This is a genomic window from Actinomycetospora sp. 2LY8.5, assembly GCF_057180585.1.
On the sequence record NZ_JBXUHE010000041.1, the window covers coordinates 1 to 16,858 of the forward strand.

18 protein-coding genes and 1 pseudogene are annotated in these 16,858 nt (G+C 72.9%); 12 read left to right on the forward strand and 7 right to left on the reverse strand.

Features of this window, described 5'->3' with window-relative positions; translation table 11 throughout:
* Nucleotides 1-101, forward strand: a pseudogene (locus tag AC2A1K_RS29375) (IS982 family transposase); the annotation flags it as partial.
* Nucleotides 102-121: 20 nt separating this feature from the next.
* Here AC2A1K_RS29375 and map read toward each other — a convergent pair.
* A complete protein-coding gene (gene map, locus AC2A1K_RS29380) occupies nucleotides 122-907 on the reverse strand; it encodes a type I methionyl aminopeptidase (protein WP_483899892.1) in 786 nt (261 codons plus the stop codon).
* 121 nt (nucleotides 908-1,028) lie between these two features.
* Nucleotides 1,029-2,540 carry a flavin-containing monooxygenase gene (locus AC2A1K_RS29385; RefSeq protein WP_483899893.1) on the reverse strand — a complete coding sequence of 504 codons (1,512 nt, stop codon included), beginning with the start codon at nucleotides 2,538-2,540 and terminating at the stop codon, nucleotides 1,029-1,031.
* Nucleotides 2,541-2,586: 46 nt separating this feature from the next.
* Here AC2A1K_RS29385 and AC2A1K_RS29390 point away from each other — a divergent pair, with 46 nt between their 5' ends.
* The 3 genes from AC2A1K_RS29390 (at nucleotide 2,587) to AC2A1K_RS29400 (ending at nucleotide 4,430) form a co-directional block, all read left to right on the forward strand.
* Nucleotides 2,587-3,429 carry a helix-turn-helix domain-containing protein gene (locus tag AC2A1K_RS29390; RefSeq protein ID WP_483899894.1) on the forward strand — a complete coding sequence of 281 codons (843 nt, stop codon included), beginning with the start codon at nucleotides 2,587-2,589 and terminating at the stop codon, nucleotides 3,427-3,429.
* Nucleotides 3,426-3,809, forward strand: coding sequence for a VOC family protein (locus tag AC2A1K_RS29395; RefSeq protein WP_483899895.1), 384 nt, complete (start codon nucleotides 3,426-3,428; stop codon nucleotides 3,807-3,809). Before AC2A1K_RS29390 ends, AC2A1K_RS29395 begins: the two co-directional genes overlap by 4 nt.
* Nucleotides 3,810-4,022: 213 nt before the next feature.
* Nucleotides 4,023-4,430 (forward strand): VOC family protein, encoded by a 408-nt coding sequence (locus AC2A1K_RS29400; RefSeq protein WP_483899896.1) that lies wholly within the window; start codon nucleotides 4,023-4,025, stop codon nucleotides 4,428-4,430.
* Between the two features lie 2 nt (nucleotides 4,431-4,432).
* Here AC2A1K_RS29400 and AC2A1K_RS29405 read toward each other — a convergent pair whose 3' ends face one another.
* The 3 genes from AC2A1K_RS29405 to AC2A1K_RS29415 all read right to left on the reverse strand — a co-directional run bounded on the left by AC2A1K_RS29405 (nucleotide 4,433) and on the right by AC2A1K_RS29415 (nucleotide 5,657).
* Nucleotides 4,433-4,975, reverse strand: a complete 543-nt coding sequence (locus AC2A1K_RS29405; RefSeq protein ID WP_483899897.1) for an amphi-Trp domain-containing protein — start codon at nucleotides 4,973-4,975, stop codon at nucleotides 4,433-4,435.
* A gap of 92 nt (nucleotides 4,976-5,067) precedes the next feature.
* The gene (locus AC2A1K_RS29410) at nucleotides 5,068-5,202 is read right to left on the reverse strand and encodes a hypothetical protein (protein ID WP_483899898.1); all 135 of its coding nucleotides are present in this window, start codon (nucleotides 5,200-5,202) and stop codon (nucleotides 5,068-5,070) included.
* Nucleotides 5,203-5,237: 35 nt separating this feature from the next.
* Nucleotides 5,238-5,657, reverse strand: coding sequence for a pyridoxamine 5'-phosphate oxidase family protein (locus AC2A1K_RS29415; protein WP_483899899.1), 420 nt, complete (start codon nucleotides 5,655-5,657; stop codon nucleotides 5,238-5,240).
* A gap of 226 nt (nucleotides 5,658-5,883) precedes the next feature.
* Between AC2A1K_RS29415 and AC2A1K_RS29420 the strand changes: the two genes are divergently transcribed.
* From AC2A1K_RS29420 to AC2A1K_RS29445, 6 genes are all read left to right on the forward strand, one after another.
* Entirely contained in the window at nucleotides 5,884-6,705 is an 822-nt protein-coding gene (locus AC2A1K_RS29420) for a helix-turn-helix transcriptional regulator (protein ID WP_483899900.1), read from the forward strand.
* Nucleotides 6,706-6,912: 207 nt separating this feature from the next.
* Nucleotides 6,913-7,980: a homocysteine S-methyltransferase family protein gene (locus tag AC2A1K_RS29425; protein WP_483899901.1), complete on the forward strand. Its 1,068-nt coding sequence runs from the start codon at nucleotides 6,913-6,915 to the stop codon at nucleotides 7,978-7,980.
* 71 nt (nucleotides 7,981-8,051) lie between these two features.
* Complete coding sequence (locus AC2A1K_RS29430) at nucleotides 8,052-8,783, forward strand: TetR family transcriptional regulator (RefSeq protein ID WP_483899902.1); 732 nt, start codon at nucleotides 8,052-8,054, stop codon at nucleotides 8,781-8,783.
* The gene (locus tag AC2A1K_RS29435; protein ID WP_483899903.1) at nucleotides 8,780-10,201 is read left to right on the forward strand and encodes a hypothetical protein; all 1,422 of its coding nucleotides are present in this window, start codon (nucleotides 8,780-8,782) and stop codon (nucleotides 10,199-10,201) included. The genes AC2A1K_RS29430 and AC2A1K_RS29435 overlap by 4 nt, the downstream gene beginning before the upstream one ends.
* A 27-nt stretch (nucleotides 10,202-10,228) precedes the next feature.
* A complete protein-coding gene (gene serA / locus AC2A1K_RS29440) occupies nucleotides 10,229-11,428 on the forward strand; it encodes a phosphoglycerate dehydrogenase (RefSeq protein WP_483899904.1) in 1,200 nt (399 codons plus the stop codon).
* Nucleotides 11,429-11,585: 157 nt separating this feature from the next.
* Nucleotides 11,586-11,795 (forward strand): alpha/beta hydrolase, encoded by a 210-nt coding sequence (locus AC2A1K_RS29445; RefSeq protein WP_483899905.1) that lies wholly within the window; start codon nucleotides 11,586-11,588, stop codon nucleotides 11,793-11,795.
* Nucleotides 11,796-11,909: 114 nt separating this feature from the next.
* On the opposite strand, the gene AC2A1K_RS29450 is transcribed toward AC2A1K_RS29445, so the two are convergent.
* Together AC2A1K_RS29450 and AC2A1K_RS29455 are read right to left on the reverse strand one after the other, a co-directional pair.
* Nucleotides 11,910-12,110 (reverse strand): hypothetical protein, encoded by a 201-nt coding sequence (locus AC2A1K_RS29450; protein ID WP_483899906.1) that lies wholly within the window; start codon nucleotides 12,108-12,110, stop codon nucleotides 11,910-11,912.
* An 86-nt stretch (nucleotides 12,111-12,196) separates the two neighbouring features.
* The gene (locus AC2A1K_RS29455) at nucleotides 12,197-14,947 is read right to left on the reverse strand and encodes a winged helix-turn-helix domain-containing protein (RefSeq protein ID WP_483899907.1); all 2,751 of its coding nucleotides are present in this window, start codon (nucleotides 14,945-14,947) and stop codon (nucleotides 12,197-12,199) included.
* Nucleotides 14,948-15,323: 376 nt separating this feature from the next.
* Here AC2A1K_RS29455 and AC2A1K_RS29460 point away from each other — a divergent pair, with 376 nt between their 5' ends.
* On the forward strand, nucleotides 15,324-16,490 hold the full coding sequence (locus AC2A1K_RS29460; RefSeq protein ID WP_483899908.1) for an AI-2E family transporter: 1,167 nt from the start codon (nucleotides 15,324-15,326) through the stop codon (nucleotides 16,488-16,490).
* Nucleotides 16,483-16,725 (forward strand): LapA family protein, encoded by a 243-nt coding sequence (locus AC2A1K_RS29465; RefSeq protein WP_483899909.1) that lies wholly within the window; start codon nucleotides 16,483-16,485, stop codon nucleotides 16,723-16,725. Before AC2A1K_RS29460 ends, AC2A1K_RS29465 begins: the two co-directional genes overlap by 8 nt.
* The last annotated feature ends 133 nt before the right edge of the window (nucleotides 16,726-16,858 follow it).

Consider the following 16,858-nt stretch of genomic DNA (forward strand, 5'->3'; position numbering starts at 1 on the left):
CACGCGTCGCCCAACGCCTCCTGGCCATGACCGCCGCCATCTGGCACAACCGAGCCACCGGCCAGCCCCTGACCCGATCACTGATCGCCTACGACCACTGATCGGGTTCGGACTTACTCGTCTAGGGCAGCGTGAGGATCCGCGGGCCGTCCTCGGTGATCGCGACGGTGTGCTCGGCGTGCGCCGCGCGGCTGCCGTCGGCGGTCCGCAGGGTCCACCCGTCGTCGTCGTGGACGTAGTCGTCACCGCCGCCGGCGTGCAGCATCGGCTCGATCGCGATGACCATGCCGGCCCGCAGCTTCATGCCCCGCCCGGCGCGGCCCTCGTTCGGCACGTGCGGCGACTCGTGCATGGCGCGCCCGATCCCGTGGCCGCCGTGGTCGGCGAGCATTCCGTACCCCGCCGCCCGCGCGACGCCACTGATCGCGGCACCCAGGTCGCCGAGCCGTGCGCCCGGCCGCGCGGTGGCGATTCCGGCCTCCAGCGAGCGCTCGGTGGTGGCGATCAGGTCCAGATCCGCCGGGTCGGGCTCGGCACCGACGACGGCGCTGAACGCCGCGTCGCCGCACCACCCGTCGAGGAACGCGCCGCAGTCGATGCTCAGCAGGTCGCCCTCGGCGAGCCGGTACGGCCCGGGGATCGCGTGCACCACCGCGTCGTTCACGCTCGCGCAGATGACGCCCGGGAACGGCGACGGCGCGAAGTGCGGGTGGTAGTCGAGGAACGCGGGCACGGCGCCGGCGTCGGTCATGACGTCGTGGGCGACGCCGTCGAGCTCCTTCAGCGACACGCCCGGGGCCGCGGCGGCGCGGACGGCGTCGAGGCAGCGGGCGACCACCCGGCCCGCCTCCCGCATGGCGTCCACCTCGCCGGAGGTCTTGAGCTCGATCTCGGCACGGCGCAACATGCCCCGACCCTAGACACCGCGTCCCTGACCACCGGAAATGACACCGGTGTAGTTCGTCCCCAGTGTGGACAAGGGCTGTGGACCGGTCGGTCGCGGCCAGGAGATCGCCCAGCAGATGCGACTACTTCCGGGTGGGGTGGAAGTCGTACTCCGTGGGGTCGAGCTGGGACACCGCACGGACGTACTGCTCCATGTACTTCGGCCAGTTGGCGACGATGCGGCCGGACTCGTCGCGATACCAGGAGTCGCACTGCGTCCAGGCCGTGCCCTCGAACTCGGCCTGCAGGCTCCGGTCGAACGCCTGCTCCACGTCACGCCGCACCTCCAGCGCCGCCGCCTCCCGCCGCACGGTCTCCTCGAGGGCCTGTCGCACGTAGGCGACCTGCGCCTCGAGGAACACGATGATCGAGCCGCCCGAGGTGTTGGTGTTCGGCCCGTAGAGGACGAACAGCGACGGGAACCCCGGCACGGTCATCCCCAGGTGGGCGTGGGCGCCGTCGCCCCACTCCTCCTGCAGCGTCCGCCCCTCCCGGCCGACGACGGCCATGGGGAACATGAACTCGGTCGTCTTGAACCCGGTGCCCCAGATCAGGACGTCGGCGGGGTGGTGGCGGCCGTCCTCGGTGCGCACGCCGTCCGCCTCGATGCCGGTGACCCGGTCGGTGACGAGCTCGACGTTCTCGCGCTCCAGCGCAGGCAGGTAGTGCGAGCTGAACAGGATGCGCTTGCACCCGAACGTGTAGTCCGGCCAGGCCTTGCGTCGCACCTCCGGGTCGCGCAGCTGGCGGCGCATGAACAGCGTCGAGTAGAGCCGCCCGAGGCGCCCGACCGTGTTCGGGTGCCGGATCATGATCGTCAGGGACTCGAGGTAGCCCTTGAGGACGAAGCGCCGGGCGCGCACGACGCCCGGGAAGACGCGGAACAGCTGCCGCAGCACCGGCGGGTAGTACCGGTTCCTGCGTGGGAAGAACCAGTTGCCGCTGCGCTGGAAGATCGTCATCTTCCCGACCTCGGGCGCGATCGCCGGCACGAACTGCACCGCGCTCGCCCCGGTGCCCACCACGGCGACGCGCTTGCCGTCCAGGGCGACGTCGTGGTCCCAGCGCGCGGAGTGCATCTGGGGGCCGGCGAAGTCGTCGGCACCCGGGATCGACGGGATCGCCGGGGTGTTCAGCTGGCCGGTCGCCAGGACGACGGCGTCGGCATGCCAGCTCCGGCCGTCCTCGGCGCCGACGGTCCACGTCATCGTGGTCTCGTCGAGCCGGACGGCCGAGACGCGCACCGAGGGCACGAAGGCCTCCCCCAGCCCGTACTCCTTGGCGACGCCCTGGAGGTAGGAGAGGATCTCCGGCTGCGGCGAGCAGAGCCGCGACCAGTCGCTGCGCTGGGCGAACGAGAACGAGTACAGGTGGCTCGGGACGTCGCAGGCCGAACCCGGGTAGTTGTTGTAGTACCAGGTGCCGCCGACCTCGGGCGCACTGTCGAGGATCACCACGTCGGTGATCCCGTGGCTGCGCAGCTCGATGGCCGCGGCGATCCCGCCGAAGCCCGCGCCCACGACCACCACGCGCCGCGTCGACGGTCCCGCTCCGCTGCGCTGCGTGTCCGTGTCCGTCCTGTTACGTGCCGTCACGGGCCGGACGGTATCCGCTCCGCGCCCCTTTTGGCAGGCTGCCAACGTGGCCCCCACCCCTGCTCTGCACCGGGATCGGGCGCTGGCGGGCCCGGTGCTCCGCTATCAGGCCTACGACGAGGTCTCCCCGTCGGCGCCGCTGCGCCGCCGCGAGGCGCCCCACGGCGCCTGCACGTTGATCCTCTCCTGGGCCGATCCACTGGAGACGGCCGGCCCCGGTGGCCGGACCCGCGCCGCGGCGTTCCTCGCGGGCATGCACGACGAAGCGGTCCTCACGGCGTTCGCCGGCCACCAGCAGGGCATCCAGGTCGACCTCACCCCGCTCGGCGTCCTGCGGTTGCTCGACCGGCCGACGTCGACGCTGACCAACGCCGTCACGCCGCTCGACACCCTCGACGTGCCGGCCCTCGCCGCCCTGCCCGAGCGTCTCGCGCACACGCCCACGTGGGCGGACCGCCGCGCGCTGGTCGACGCGACGCTCGCCGGTCTCCTCGACCGGTCGCGCACCCGCCCCGATCCCGAGGTCGCCCACGCCTGGCGGCGGCTGACGCGGGCGCGCGGGCGGGTGGCGGTGTCGACGCTCGCCGAGGAGACCGGCTGGAGCCGCCGGCACCTGCTCACCCGCTTCCGGGGTCAGGTCGGGCTCGCGCCGACGACCGCCGGGCGCGTGCTGCGCTTCCGGCAGGCCGCGATGCTGCTCGCCGCCGGGGACGGGGGCGGCATCGCCGACGTCGCCGCCGCCTGCGGCTTCGCCGACCACTCGCACCTCGTCCGCGAGTTCCGCGACCTCGCCGGGTGCACGCCGACCCGCTACGTGCGGGAACGGCTGGACGGGTTCCCGGACGTCCAAGACTCGGGCGGCGGCACGCTCCTAACCTCGCCGCCATGAGCGTCTACCCCACCCTGCGCTACCGCGACCCCGCCGCCGCGATCGCCTTCCTCCGCGACGCGCTCGGCTTCACCGTCGCCGCCGCCCACCGCGACGACACCGGCACGATCCAGCACGCCGAGCTCGTCCAGAACGGCGGCGCCGTGCTGGTCGGGGCCCACCGTGAGGGCGACCGTTTCGCCACGGGGCGGGCCGTCATCTACGTCGCCGTCGACGACGTGGACTCCCACCACGGCCGAGCGGTCGCCGCCGGGGTCACGATCATCCAGGGTCTGACCGACCAGGACTACGGCTCGCGGGAGTACGCCACGGTCGACGCCGAGGACAACGTGTGGAGCTTCGGCACGTATCGCCCCACCACGCGGGGTCAGGCACCCTGACCGTCACGCGGTCCAGGCCGGCGCCACCGGCTCGCGTCCCGGCCCCGAGGCGGTGTCGTGGCCCGGTCCGGTGACCACGGCCTTCGCGCCCGCGGCGGCCCGGTTCGTCTCGTCGTGAGCCGGAGAGGGCCCGTCAGGTGGCTTCCGCGCGTCGGTACCGGGGTCTAGCTTCACGCCCGTCGGGGCCCGACTCGTCGATCCACGGAGCATCACATGGGCGTCACGCTGAACCCGTACCTGCACTTCGACGGCGAGGCGGTGGACGCCATCGCCTTCTACGCCGAGGTCCTCGGCGGCACCACCAACGTCACGACGCTCGCGCAGATGGGCATGGAGGGTCCGGACGCGGACAAGGTCATGCACGGCCAGCTCGAGACCGACAGCGGCATCACGCTGATGGTCTCGGACATGCCGCCCGGGGAGACGCGGCAGCGCGGCAACGACATCACGATCTCGCTCTCCGGCGACGACGAGCCGACGCTGCGCGGATGGTTCGAGAAGCTGTCCGCGAGCGGCACGGTCGGGACACCGCTGGAGAAGCAGATGTGGGGCGACCTCTACGGCGACTGCACCGACCGGTTCGGCATCCGCTGGCTGGTGAACATCGCCGGCTCGGGCTGACCTCAGTCGCCGGTCGACGGGGAGCCCGCCGCCTTCGCGGTCTTCGCCGGTGCCTTCGACGCGGCCTTGGTGGTCCTGGCCGGCGCCTTCGTGGCGGGCTTCGTCGCGGGCTTCACGGTCGACGTCACGGCCCCAGTCGTCTCGGTCGCCGTGTCGGTCGCCGCATCGGCGGTGTCCGCCACCGTGTCGGTCGCCGTGTCGGTCGCCGTGTCGGTCGCCGTGTCGGTCGCCGTGGAGACCACCTCATCGACGACGTCTCCCCCGTCGTCCTCGCCGTCGTCCTCCTCGCCGTCCTCGCCGTCCTCGTCCTTCGCCTTGCCGCGGGTCGACCACGACAGCTCGAGCTCGAGCTCCACCTCGTCGCCGTCGATCTCCACCTCGATCTCGACGTCGATGTCGTCGGCGAGCGGCAGCGTCAGCACCGGGCCGGACAGCGACAGCTCCGCCGACCCGCCCTCGCGGATGGCGTCGGCGAGGTCGGCGAGCCAGTCCGCGACCTCCTCGCGCGACAACGTCAACTCGTGCTCGACCTTGACCTCACCCATCGCGCCGTCCCTCCGTCGGGACGCGGCCGGTGCCGCGCCTGCCCACGTCCACCTTTCCAGGAAACGGATGATCCGGACGTCACGCGACGGACTCAGGACAGCAGGCCGCCCTCGAGGACGGCGGTCGTGACCGGCGCCGCCGCATCGGCTTCGGCATGGCGACCGAGCGACATCGGCCGGCTCGCCGGCGACGGCTCGTCCCACGTCCACGGCTCGACGATCACCATCGACGGTGGCACCACGTCGGTGGACCCGAGCTGATTCACAGGGACATGCGCGTCACCCGCCGCGGGTGCAGCACGATCCGGCGCAGGTTCTCCTCCTTCGCGTACAGCTCGACCAGCTCGCGGTGCTCGGGCGTCGTGAGGTCGTCCCAGTAGCGCTCGGCGAGCCGCAGGGCGAGGTCGGCCGCGCCGTACTCGTGCACGGTCACGTCCGCCTCGACCGAGACCCAGGCCTCCGTCTCGGTCGCCGGGGCGACGACGACGAGCGAGGCCCGCGGGTCGGCCGCCAGGCGGCGGACCTTGAGCGCGTCCGCCATCGAGAACAGCTGCAGGTCGTCCTCGGGCGTCCTCTCGAACCACACCGGGCGGGGCGCCGGAAGGCGCTCACGGCCGGGCGGGATCGTCAGCAACCCGTGCAGCGGACGGTCGAGCAGGGCACGGTCGACGTCGGTGAACATCGGGTCCTCCCGTTCCGGGGTCGGTTCCAGGTACCGGGCGCGTGTCGACGAACGGGCCGCTCGGGCCCGGCGGCAGCGCGGCACCGCGGCGGTCCGGCGGCCCGACCTGCCGTTTCCGCCAGCACGGTGACATCCTCGGCCACGCCGTCCACGGTGTCCGGATCCGAGGGCGAATGCCCATCCGCGCGGCTCCACGGCACCTACGCGAGCGTCTAACCTCGAGCGCGTGGAGACCGTCGACGGACTGCTCGGCCCGGTCCACGTCGGCGAGCCGGAGTTCGCCGTCGAGCAGCTCGGGAAGGGGCCGGCGTTCGTCGCGAGCGGCCACCGATGGGGCCTGGTCGCGGTCGCCCGCGGGCGGGTCCGCCTGCTGGGCACGACGCTCACCCCCGGGGACGCCGTCCTGACCCGCGGCCGCGGCGACCTCCCCGCCGACGGCCTGGACGAGGACACGGCGCTGCTGGTCACCCGGTTCGCCCTGCACGGCACCGGCAACCGCATGCTCGCGCTACCCGACGACGTCGTGGTCTCCGCGGACTCCGAGTTCTGCCGCCTGCTGATCGAGCGGCTCGCCGACCAGTTCTGCGCCTCCCCCGACAGCGACGTCGTCTCCGTGCGCCTGCTGGACTGGCTGGTCACCTGCACCGTGCGCGACGTGCTCACCGCGGCGGCACCGGCCGGGACGGTCACCGACCCCGACGTGTCCGCGGCCCTGGCCGCCGTCCACGAGGACCCCGCGCGGGCCTGGACCGTCGAGGGTCTCGCGCGCCACACGGGCGTGGGCCGCGCGGCGTTCGCCCGCCGGTTCCGCGAGGCCGTCGGCACCTCGCCGCTGTCCTACGTCCGCGAGCACCGCCTCGACGTCGCCGAACGCGTGCTGATCACCGAACCCGACGTCACCGTCGCCGCCGTCGCCCGCCGTGTCGGCTACGCGAACCCCTTCAGCTTCAGCGCCGCCTTCCGACGCCACCGGGGCCTCACCCCGAGCGAGGTCCGCCACCGACCCTCGGCGTCGAGGGACGGTGGCGGAGCGCTGGTCGCGGACTGATCAGCCGCCTGCGCAGGAGTCGGCGCAGGAGTCGGCGCAGGAGTCGGCGCAGGGGTCGGCGCGGTTCGCGACCTGGCGGCGCGAGGGAGAGCCCCAGCCCCATAAGGCCGGCCTTCTGGGATCAGTGGCGGATCGCATCGATGGAGCGAGGTCGACTCCACGGCCAGCCGTGATCCTGGTGATGTCCGTCACGAGAGCGAGGCCGCCATGACCAGTCCGCAGCCGCTGCCGGCGTACTCCCGCGACCGTCTGCGCGAGCGACTCGCGGCCGGACCCGTCGTGTGCGGCGAGGGCTATCTGTTCGAGCTCGAGCGGCGCGGCTACCTGCAGGCCGGGGCGTTCGTGCCGGAGGTGGTCCTGGAGCATCCCGAGGAGGTCGCGGCGCTGCACCGGCAGTTCGTGCACGCCGGGTCCGACGTCGTCGAGGCGTTCACGTACTACGCGCACCGCGAGAAGCTGCGCGTGATCGGCAAGGACGGGATCCTCGAACCGCTCAACCGGCAGGCGCTCGAGATCGCCCGCGGGGTCGCCGACACCACGGGCACGCTGCTGGCGGGCAACATCTGCAACACCGGCGTGTACGACCCGGCCGACCCGGCGACGCACGCCGCGGTGCGCGAGATGTTCACCGAGCAGGTGGGCTGGGCTGCGGAGGCCGGCGCCGACTTCGTCATCGGTGAGACGTTCCGCTATCTCGGGGAGGCCCGCCTCGCCCTCGAGGTGATCCGCGCCGCGGACCTGCCCTCGGTGATCCTGCTCGTGGCCGGCGCCGAGCCGGTGACCCGCGACGGCGTGGACATCACCGAGGCGTGCCGCGAGCTCGCCGGGCTCGGCGCCGACGTCGTCGGACTCAACTGCGTGCGCGGCCCGGCCACGATGCTGCCGCTGCTGGGGCCGATCGCGGCCGCGGTGGACGTCCCGGTGGCCGCCCTGCCGGTGCCCTACCGCACGACGCCGGAGCAGCCGACGTTCCACGCGCTGCGGGACCCGGGTCCGACGCCGCTGCCCGAGGACCTGCCCTTCCCGACCGCGCTCGACCCGTTCACGTGCCACCGCTACGAGATCGCCGACTTCACCCGCCGGGCGCGCGCCGCGGGCGTGCGCTACTTCGGCCTGTGCTGCGGCGCCGCCCCGCACCACCTGCGGGCGATGGCCGAGACGCTGGGGCGCACCCCGCCGGCGAGCCGGTACTCGCCGGACATGTCCAAGCACGTCTACCTCGGCGCCGACACCCGGCTGCGGGCGGCCGACCAGGCGTACCGCAACTTGTTGTAGCCCGTTGCACAGGCGCTAACGTGACTCGATTCCAGTGGCTTCACCGACCAGGCCACGGGGAGGTGAGTGCCGTGAGCGCGACAGTCACGAACTGGTGGGACGTCCCCGTCGTCGGCTGGTCCGACGCGGGGTCGTCTCCCCAGAAGCGGGGCCGCGCCACCCGCCACACCCTGCTGCTCGAGGCGGCGCGCGCGTTCGACGAGCGCGGGTACGACGCCGCCTCCCTCTCGGACATCCTCGCGGCGTCCGGGCGCACCAAGGGCGCCATGTACTTCCACTTCCGCTCCAAGGAGCAGATGGCGATCGACCTCGTGACGGAGGTCGTCGACTCGTGGGAGCAGGTCCGCGCGACGATCGCGGCGCGCGGGCTCGACCCGCTGCGCACGCTCCTGGTCGAGACCGACGCCTACGTCAGCCGGTGGACCCACGACGTCGTGGTGCGGGGCGGGAGCCGGGCGATGTCGGGCACGGCGCACCTCGCCGAGCTGCACCGCGCCTGGTACGGCGACTGGGCGCGCTCGACCGCCGCGCAGCTGCGCGCCGCGCTCGAGCAGGGCCTCCTGCGCCCCGCGACCGACCCCGACCGGGTGAGCAGGCTCGTGGTCGCCGCCTCCTGCGGCCACCGCTCGTTCGCCGAGACCGTCATCGGGTCGCCCACGCACTTCGAGCGGATGACCGACACCTGGCTCGGGATCCTGCCGATCGTCGCGACCGACGCGTGGCTCGTCGACGTCCTCGAGTCGGACTGGGAGAAGCGCCCGGCCCCCGACGTGGCCGCCTTCGCGCGGGTCCGGGGGTCGTGAGCCGGCTCGTCCGTGCGTGGCCCGCGGCGTGGGGCGCGCTGCTCGGCGCGGTGCTCTTCCTCGTCGCCCGGCACGCGATGCCCGACGACGCGCTCATCTCCCTGTCGTTCGCGCGGAACCTCGCCGAGCACGGCCAGTGGGCGCTCACGTCGGGCATCGAGTCGAACACCGCGACCTCGCCGCTCAACATCGGCCTGCTCGCCGGCCTGCACCTGCTCACCGGGCACCGCGCCGTCGTCGCGGCCGGGCTGCTGCTGTGCCTGTGCCTCGCGGTCACCGCGACGTGGCTGCACCGGCTGGGCGGGCCGACGGCGGGGCTGCTCGGGCCGGCGCTGCTCGCGACGTCACCGGTGCTCACCTCGGCGGTCGGACTCGAGTCGTTCCTGTGCGCGGCCGTGCTCGTGGGGGTGCTGCGCTACGGCAGCGAGGGACGCTGGGTGGTGACGGGCGTCCTCGTCGGGGCCTCGTTCCTCGCCCGCCCGGATCTGGTCATCTCCGCCGTGGTCGCCGTCGGTTTCCTCGGCGTCGCGGCGCACCGCCGGCTGTTCCTGGCCCTGCCGCTCGGCGCGCTGGTCGCCCTGCCCTGGGTGCTCTTCTCGTGGTGGCACTTCGGGTCGGCGTGGGCGCACTCGGTCGCGGTGAAGTGGGCGCACGGCGCCTGGAGCGGCTGGACCCTGACGATGCCGGGCTACTGGTGGCCGCGGTTCGGATGGGCGGCGATCGCCGTCGCCGTGACCCTCGCGCTGGGCGTCCTGTCCGTGGTGATCGCCGTGCACCGCCGCCGGTGGCCGCCGGTCGCTCTCGGGCTCGGCGGCGCGGCGCACCTCGGGGCGCTGGCGAGCACCGAGACCCCACCGATCGAGTACTACCTGACGCCGGCGGTGGCCGGCCTCGGACTGGCGCTCGTCCTGGTCGTCGCGCAGTCCCCGCCGATCGCGGCGGTGGTGCCGGGCCTCCTCGTGGCCGGGTGCGTCGCGGGCTCGGTGGTCCACGGCACTCTGTGGTCCGACGGTCTCGCGCCGATGCGGCAGAACATGGCGACCGCCGCCGAGTACGCCGCGATCGCCCGCGACCTGCCCACCGACGGGGTCGTGCTGAGCAACGAGATCGGCTCGCTCGCCTTCTACTGCCAGGACCGGGGCTGCACCGTGGTCGACCCGGTGCTCTCGGACCCGGGCCGTGTCGACGCCTCGATCGCGCGGTGGCGCGCCTTCCACCCGTCGTTCGAGTTGAACTACCGGCACTACGCGGCTCCCCCGCCGACCCCGGTGCGCTATCGGCTGGAGGTCGGGCTCCCCGAGCCGGGCCCGGAGCGCTGGCCGGTGACCCGCACGCCCACCCGGCACGGATGGGCGCAGCTCGTCGCCGAGCCGGACCCGATCGGGACCGCGATGGGCGAGGTCGCCGCGCACGGGTGAGGCGCCGGGCGCCTACGCTTCCCCGGCGTGAAGGCCCTGCTCCTGGAGAACATCCATCCGGCCGCCGCCGAGGCGTTCCGCGCCGAGGGTGTCGAGGTCGACCTGCGCTCGGCTTCGATGAGCGGACCCGAGCTCGCCGACGCGCTGTCGGGGGTCTCCCTGCTGGGGATCCGGTCCAACACCACGATCACGCCCGAGGTGCTCGAGGCCGGCAAGGACCTCCTCGCGGTGGGGTGCTTCTGTATCGGCACCAACCAGGTCGACCTCCCCGCCGCGACCGAGCGCGGCGTCGCGGTGTTCAACGCGCCGTTCTCGAACACGCGCAGCGTCGTCGAGCTGGTGCTCGGCGAGATCATCGCGCTGGTCCGCCGGCTGCCGGAGAAGACCCAGCGGATGCACGAGGGCATCTGGGACAAGTCGGCCCGCGGCAGCCACGAGTTCCGCGGGCGGACCCTGGGCATCGTCGGCTACGGCAACATCGGCACCCAGCTGTCCAACATCGCCGAGGCGGTGGGCCTGCGTGTGATCTTCTACGACACCGCCGACCGCCTGGCCCACGGCAACGCCCGGCGCGTCGACTCGCTCGAGCAGCTGCTGGGCGAGGCCGACGTCGTGAGCCTGCACGTCGACGGCAGGCCCGGGAACGCAGGGCTCTTCGGTGCCGAGCAGTTCGCGCTGATGAAGCCGCGCTCGATCTTCATCAACGCCTCGCGCGGGATGGTGATCGACGACGACGCGCTGCGGGAGAACATCCTGTCCGGCCATCTCGCCGGCGCCGCGATCGACGTCTTCCCGATCGAGCCCAAGGCGCAGGGCGACACCTTCGAGTCCCCGCTGCGCGGGCTCGACAACGTCATCCTCACCCCGCACGTCGGCGGCTCCACCCAGGAGGCGCAGGAGGAGATCGGAAACTTCGTCTCCACGAAGCTGCTGAGCTTCGTCGCCACCGGTGTCACCGCCCTGTCGGTGAACCTCCCAGAGGTCGCACTGCCCACGGCACCGAGCTCCTTCCGGATGGGCTACCTGCACACGAACAGCCCGGGCGTCCTGGCCGGGATCAACCAGCTCCTGCTCGACAGCGGCGTGAACCTGGTGAGCCAGGCCCTGTCCACGCGCGGCGAGCGCGGCTACGTCCTGACCGACACCGAGGCCCCGGTCCCCGAGGAGGCGCTCGCCGAACTGCGCCGCTCGTCCCACACCGTCTGGCTGCGGACCTGGGGGCCGTGAGGCCGCAGGACGACCGCTCGGTTCGCCGCCCTGGTCGAGGAGGCCGGTGTCCTGCGTCCCGACCGCCCGCACGAGCTCCTGATCGGTGACGACCTCGTCGTCCTGTCGACGGCCCTGGGGTTCGTCGGCGAGCCGGTGCGGGCGGCGGCCGCCCTCGGTGAGGCCTACTACGGCCGACGTCCTGCGCGACGAGGGCGTGAAGTACGCCAACAAGCTGCGCGAGGCCGGCAACGACGTCACCTCCCTGCGCGTGCTGGGAATGGTCCACGACTTCCTGCTCCTCGACAGCCTCCGCACCACCGAGGCCGCGAACGTGGCGAGAAAGCTCTCGATCGACTTCCTCCGCGACGCCCTGCCCGCGACCTGACCTCGCCACCTCATCCGCAGCACCCGACGCGACCCCCCGGCTCGTCCGCCCGACGACGATCACCGAGAGGGCGGCGACGGCCTGGGCGGTGACCCGGATGCACCAAGGGACGGCTCAGTCGGGCAGCCGGTGCATGTCGACGACCTCGAGCCCGAGGTCGCTGAAGCGGGCCAGGAGCCCGTCGATGTGGGCCCGGTCGGTCACCGGCCCGAAGAGCGTCGTGCCGAGGCTGGGGGCCGAGGAGCGCTCGAGCTCGGGAAACGCGGCGAGCGCGGTCTCGGACATCCGTTGGACGACGGTGAACTCGTAGCGCATCGGGCCTCCTCCCGCGGTCCGGCGGTGTCCGGCCAGTCTGGGCAGGACTGGCGGCACCGCACGTCGCCCTTCTCGGGTGAGACGGCTCAGAGCAGGCTCATCCTCCGGGCCGTGAGGACGGCGTCGCGGCGGGTGTTGACTCCGAGCTTGCGATAGAGCGAGCGCAGGTGGCTCTTGACGGTGTTCACGCTCAGGGTGTGCTGCTCGGCGATGCCCTCGGTGGTGAGCATCGACGGGAGGTCGCGGAGCAGTTCGATCTCTCGCCCGGTCAGCGGCGCGACGAGCTCGGCCGGGCGCGTGAGGGCCCGCTCCACCGATGCATCGGTGGCGGTGCGCAGCTGCCACTGGCGGGCGGCGTGCCACGCGACGAGCACCTCGTTGAGGAAGTGCTCTCGCCGGCCGGCGCGGCCGATGAGCGCGACGAGCAGGTCGCGGACGGGTGTGCCCATGTCGTAGAACGCCCGCTTCACCCCGGTGCGCTCGCCCTCGTCGAGCGCCGCGAGCAGGGCCCGATGAGCCGCGTCGGGCCGCTTCGCCTCGGTGGCCAGAAGGGCCTCCATCAGCCAGGCGGTGATGCGTGTCGTCACGACCAGAGCAGGCCGCTCGCCCGAGAGCACGGGGGCGATGGCGGCGGCGGCTCGTGGCGGCCGGCTCTCGATCATGGTGAGCGCGGACAGGACCGCGGCGTCACCGTGGTCGGGAAGGGCGGCGTCCACCCGGCGGACGACCGCGGCGGCGTGGTCGCGCTCGCCGAGCTCGAGGGACATGCGGACCTCCCCGAGCGCGGCGAAAGCGACGAGGCCTGGGGACGGCTGCCCGCCCTCGGGGATGTCGTCCCAGAGCCACCGCAGCCGGCGGAGGGCCTGCGCGCGTTCGGGCAGGCGATCGAAGGCGATCACGGCCTCGCCCGAGCGGGCGACGGCCTCGACCTCGGGCGACACTCCGCCTCCCTGCAGCAGAGCCAGCGAGACGGCCGCCTGCTGAGCGGCGTCCTCGACGTCGAGCATGAGGTGGGCGGACCATGCGGCGAGCATGTGCGCGTAGGCCAGGCGCGGCGACGACCCCCACCCGCGCTCGCGGGCGAAGGCGATGGCCTGCTCGGCCCAGGCGCGGGAGGAGCCGATCTCGCTGAGGCCCGCCGCGGAGCCGGCGAGCTGGTTGAGGCAGTCGAGCGCGAGATGATCGAGACCCTGGTGCCGAGCCAGGGCGAGCGCGGCCTCGAGGTCCTCGCGGGCGTCGCCGTAGTGGCCGGCCGCGATGCGGACCGCAGCCCGGTTGGCGAGCATGAGCAGCTCGAGATAGACCCCGCCGGGCTCGGCGGACACGCTGCTCAGCCCGACCGCGGCCGAGGCCTGGATGGCACCCGGAATGTCGCCGTGCAGGCGGGCACGGCTGGTTTCGGCGAGCTCGAGCAGTTGTCGTGTGCGGCCGGTCAGTGCCTCCGGGCTCGCCGCACGGAAGCGGGCCAGAGCCTGGTCGCCGCCGACGAGGTCGCCGTCCTCGAGAGCGACGATCGCGACGATGAGCAGGACCTCGAGGTCGGCGAGCACGGTCGGCGAGCATCGAGCGAGGAGCCCGCGGAGCCGGTGCCCACCCCCGGTGAGCAACAGTTGCAGGCCGTGGCGTGTGAGGAGCGGGGCGACCTGGTCGTCGGCCGCTGCGGCGACGGCGTGCTCCAGCGCCGAGCCCGGGTCGCCGGCGTCGGCGAACCATGCGGCGGCCTGCTGGTGCCGGCCCCGCACGGCGAGCAGGTCCCGGCGTCGCAGCTCGGCCTGGAGGTAGGTGCGCAGCAGGGAGTGGAGGCGATACCAGTCCCCGGCCCCACCGAGGCGCTGCACCAGGGCGTTGGCGTGTTCGAGACGCTCCAGAACCGCGCCGGCGTCGGTACGCCCGGAGAGCCGGACGGCGAGCTCGGCGGAGAGCTCCTCGGCCACGCAGACATCGAGCAGGAACCGGACCACGTCGTCGGGGAGCCGCTGCAGGATCTCGGCGACGAGGTAGTCGGCGACCCCGCGGTCGTCCCCGGCGAACCGCGCCACGAACTCCGCGGGGGAGTCCTGCTCGCCCAGCGCGATGATCGCCAGGCGGGTGGCGGCCGGCCAGCCCTCGGTCCGCTGCCACAGCGTGAACAGGACGTCGTCGCAGAGCGCGATGCCCTGACGTTCGACCACCGCCCGCATCTCGGCGGGATCGAAACGCAGGGCCTCGGCTCGAATCTCGATCAGCCGGCCGTCGAGCTTGAGTCGGTGCAGCGGCCGCCCGAGGTCTCGACGCGTGCCGAGGACCACGCGGAGGTTGGTCGGCAGCGACTCGAGCAGATCCGCCAGCGTGGCTTGCGCTTCACCGTCGGGAAGCTCGTGCAGATCGTCGAGGACCAGGGTGATCGCGATCTCGAGGTCGTCGACGGCCTCGACGACCTCTGCCATGAACGCCGGCTCGGCGGTCCGGGGCGGCTCGAGCGTCTCGAAGACGTTCGGGCGATCCGCCTCGTCGAGGTCACGGTGGTGGCGGTGGGCGGCAGTTCCGAGCGCGGCGAGCACGGCGGTCCACCACCGCGGCAGGTCCGCGTCGTGGCGGTCGCACGAGACCCACGCGACGAGCTGTCCGGTGTCACGCAGCGCACGCGCGTACTGGGCGAGCAGTGTGGACTTGCCATACCCGGCGGGGGCACACACCTCGACGACCATCGGCGATTCGTCGGGCGCCGATCGGGCCTGCTGGCCGACACCGGGTAGAGACGTCAGGAGCCGGGTGCGAGGAAGACCGATGGACGGAACACGAGGAATGGCGATCTTCGCCCGCGGGATCGGCGTCCGTGAGCCCCGCTGCTGGAGCATAGATCCATCATGGTGGGTGATTCGGCGAGGCACAGCCCGATCTCAGACGATCTCGTTGAGCCGAATGCCCCGTCCATTGATCAGGCGACGATCTGGCGGTCGGCTTTCTCGAATCACCCGGAACGGGTGGCGCCCGGCTCGGCGGCATCGGACAGCGTCTCGACCGCCCCGCACCGGGGCGTCAGCGCAACGCCGAGGGGACCGCAGACGGCGACCTCGACGGTGTGGAAGGACGATTCGCCCGGCGGCGCGGACGCCGGCGGGCTGTCCGTCGAGGATCGAGGAGGTCACCTCACCCGATTCGGAGGGAGCGTCCTTCGGGCGACCAACCGCATCATCCCCGAACGTCTGCGCCGCCGGCCTCGAGGAGAGCACCATGACCGACGTCTCGGCGGCACCGCCGGCCCGTCTACGCCGCATGCCGCTCGAGGACTACGCAGCGATCACCGCGACCGTCCTGCTCGTCCTCGGGCTCGCCGCGGCGATCGTCGTCGCGCGGGGCGCGATCGTGCTGGTGTTCGTGGGCTTCTTCCTCGCCACCGGCATCGAACCGGGGATCCGGTGGTTCGTGGGCCACGGGCTGCGGCGCGGCCTGGCCGTGGTCGTCGTCGTGCTGCTCGTGCTGGTCGTCCTCGTAGGACTGGCCGCGGTACTGATCATCCCGGCCGTCAACGAGATCAGCTACCTGGTCACGGAGCTGCCGGACCGCCTCGCCGCCCTCGGCGAGCGCGTCGGCGGGCCCGGCAGCACCCTCGGTGCCGCGCTGGCCGACCCGAGCGGCCACCAGCAGCTCCAGCAGTCGCTGTCCGGGCTCGGCGCCCTGGTCGCGGCCGGGGCCGCCGCCGTCTTCAGCGTCCTCGGGACGCTGTTCGGCGGCGTGTTCGCGACCGTCACCGTGCTCGCGCTGCTCGTCTACTTCTCGCTGGCCATGCCCCGCATCCGGGCCGGTATGGACCGCCTGCTCGCCCGCGACGACCGCATCGCCGCCGCCGAGGCCGCGCTGGGCCGCATCGGTGGCTACGTCTCCGGCCAGCTGGTCGTCTCCGGGATCGCCGGGCTCGCCGCCTTCGTGTTCTTCCTGCTCGTCGGCATCCCCTATCCCGCACTGCTGGCCGTCGTGGTCGCCGTCCTCGACGCCATCCCTCAGATCGGCGCGACCCTGGCCTCGTTCGTCGCCGTCGCCGCGGCGCTCACGGTCAGCTTCCCCCTCGCGGTCGGGACACTGATCTACTTCGTGATCTATCAGGGCGTCGAGAACTACCTCATCGCACCGCGGGTGTTCTCCCAAGCCATCGAGCTCTCCCCCGTCGGCGCCTTCGTCGCCATCCTCATCGGCGGCGCCGCCGCCGGGCTGCTCGGCGCCATGACCGCTCTCCCCCTGACCGCCGCCGGCAAGGTCGTCATCCGCCACGTCCTGTCCGAACGGGCCCGGCGCAACGGGCGGGCCGTGTCCGCCCGCACCGCGGACCGCACGGGCACTGGCGACCACGACCGTGACCGTGACCGTGACGACCACATCGACCAGGAGACCGGCCATGCCTGACGCTTCACCCCGGAAGACCCCGAGCGCGAGCGGCGGCCCCGCTGGGCTGAACCCACGATGGATCGTCGGGGGCGTGCTGCTCGTCCTGGCCCTGGTCTTCATTCTGGAGAACCGGGACCCGGTCGGCATCCGGCTGCTCATCCCGCTGGTGGTCATGCCCCAGTGGGCCGCGCTGACGCTCACACTGGTCATCGGGTTCGTCGTCGGCATGCTGGTGTCGCGCCGCCGCCGGTGAGGCAGTAGTCGTGTGGTTCTGGCCGAAGGGCAGTCGGCTGGAGCGCATCGAGCAGATCCTGCGACGGCTGGACGCGAACCGCCGGGCCGACCGAGGCGACCGCCGGTCCGCCCACTCAGGTGACCTGCCCGCC

Excerpts from the sequence above, each read along its gene's own strand:
- AC2A1K_RS29415 (WP_483899899.1), bottom strand. The coding sequence starts at position 5,657 with ATGTTCACCGACGTCGACCGTGCCCTGCTCGACCGTCCGCTGCACGGG.
- AC2A1K_RS29400 (WP_483899896.1), top strand. The coding sequence starts at position 4,023 with ATGGGCGTCACGCTGAACCCGTACCTGCACTTCGACGGCGAGGCGGTG.
- AC2A1K_RS29395 (WP_483899895.1), top strand. The coding sequence starts at position 3,426 with ATGAGCGTCTACCCCACCCTGCGCTACCGCGACCCCGCCGCCGCGATC.
- AC2A1K_RS29425 (WP_483899901.1), top strand. The coding sequence starts at position 6,913 with ATGACCAGTCCGCAGCCGCTGCCGGCGTACTCCCGCGACCGTCTGCGC.
- AC2A1K_RS29465 (WP_483899909.1), top strand. The coding sequence starts at position 16,483 with ATGCCTGACGCTTCACCCCGGAAGACCCCGAGCGCGAGCGGCGGCCCC.
- AC2A1K_RS29410 (WP_483899898.1), bottom strand. The coding sequence starts at position 5,202 with ATGGTGATCGTCGAGCCGTGGACGTGGGACGAGCCGTCGCCGGCGAGC.
- map (WP_483899892.1), bottom strand. The coding sequence starts at position 907 with ATGTTGCGCCGTGCCGAGATCGAGCTCAAGACCTCCGGCGAGGTGGAC.
- AC2A1K_RS29450 (WP_483899906.1), bottom strand. The coding sequence starts at position 12,110 with ATGCGCTACGAGTTCACCGTCGTCCAACGGATGTCCGAGACCGCGCTC.
- AC2A1K_RS29405 (WP_483899897.1), bottom strand. The coding sequence starts at position 4,975 with ATGGGTGAGGTCAAGGTCGAGCACGAGTTGACGTTGTCGCGCGAGGAG.
- AC2A1K_RS29455 (WP_483899907.1), bottom strand. The coding sequence starts at position 14,947 with ATGCTCCAGCAGCGGGGCTCACGGACGCCGATCCCGCGGGCGAAGATC.
- AC2A1K_RS29460 (WP_483899908.1), top strand. The coding sequence starts at position 15,324 with ATGACCGACGTCTCGGCGGCACCGCCGGCCCGTCTACGCCGCATGCCG.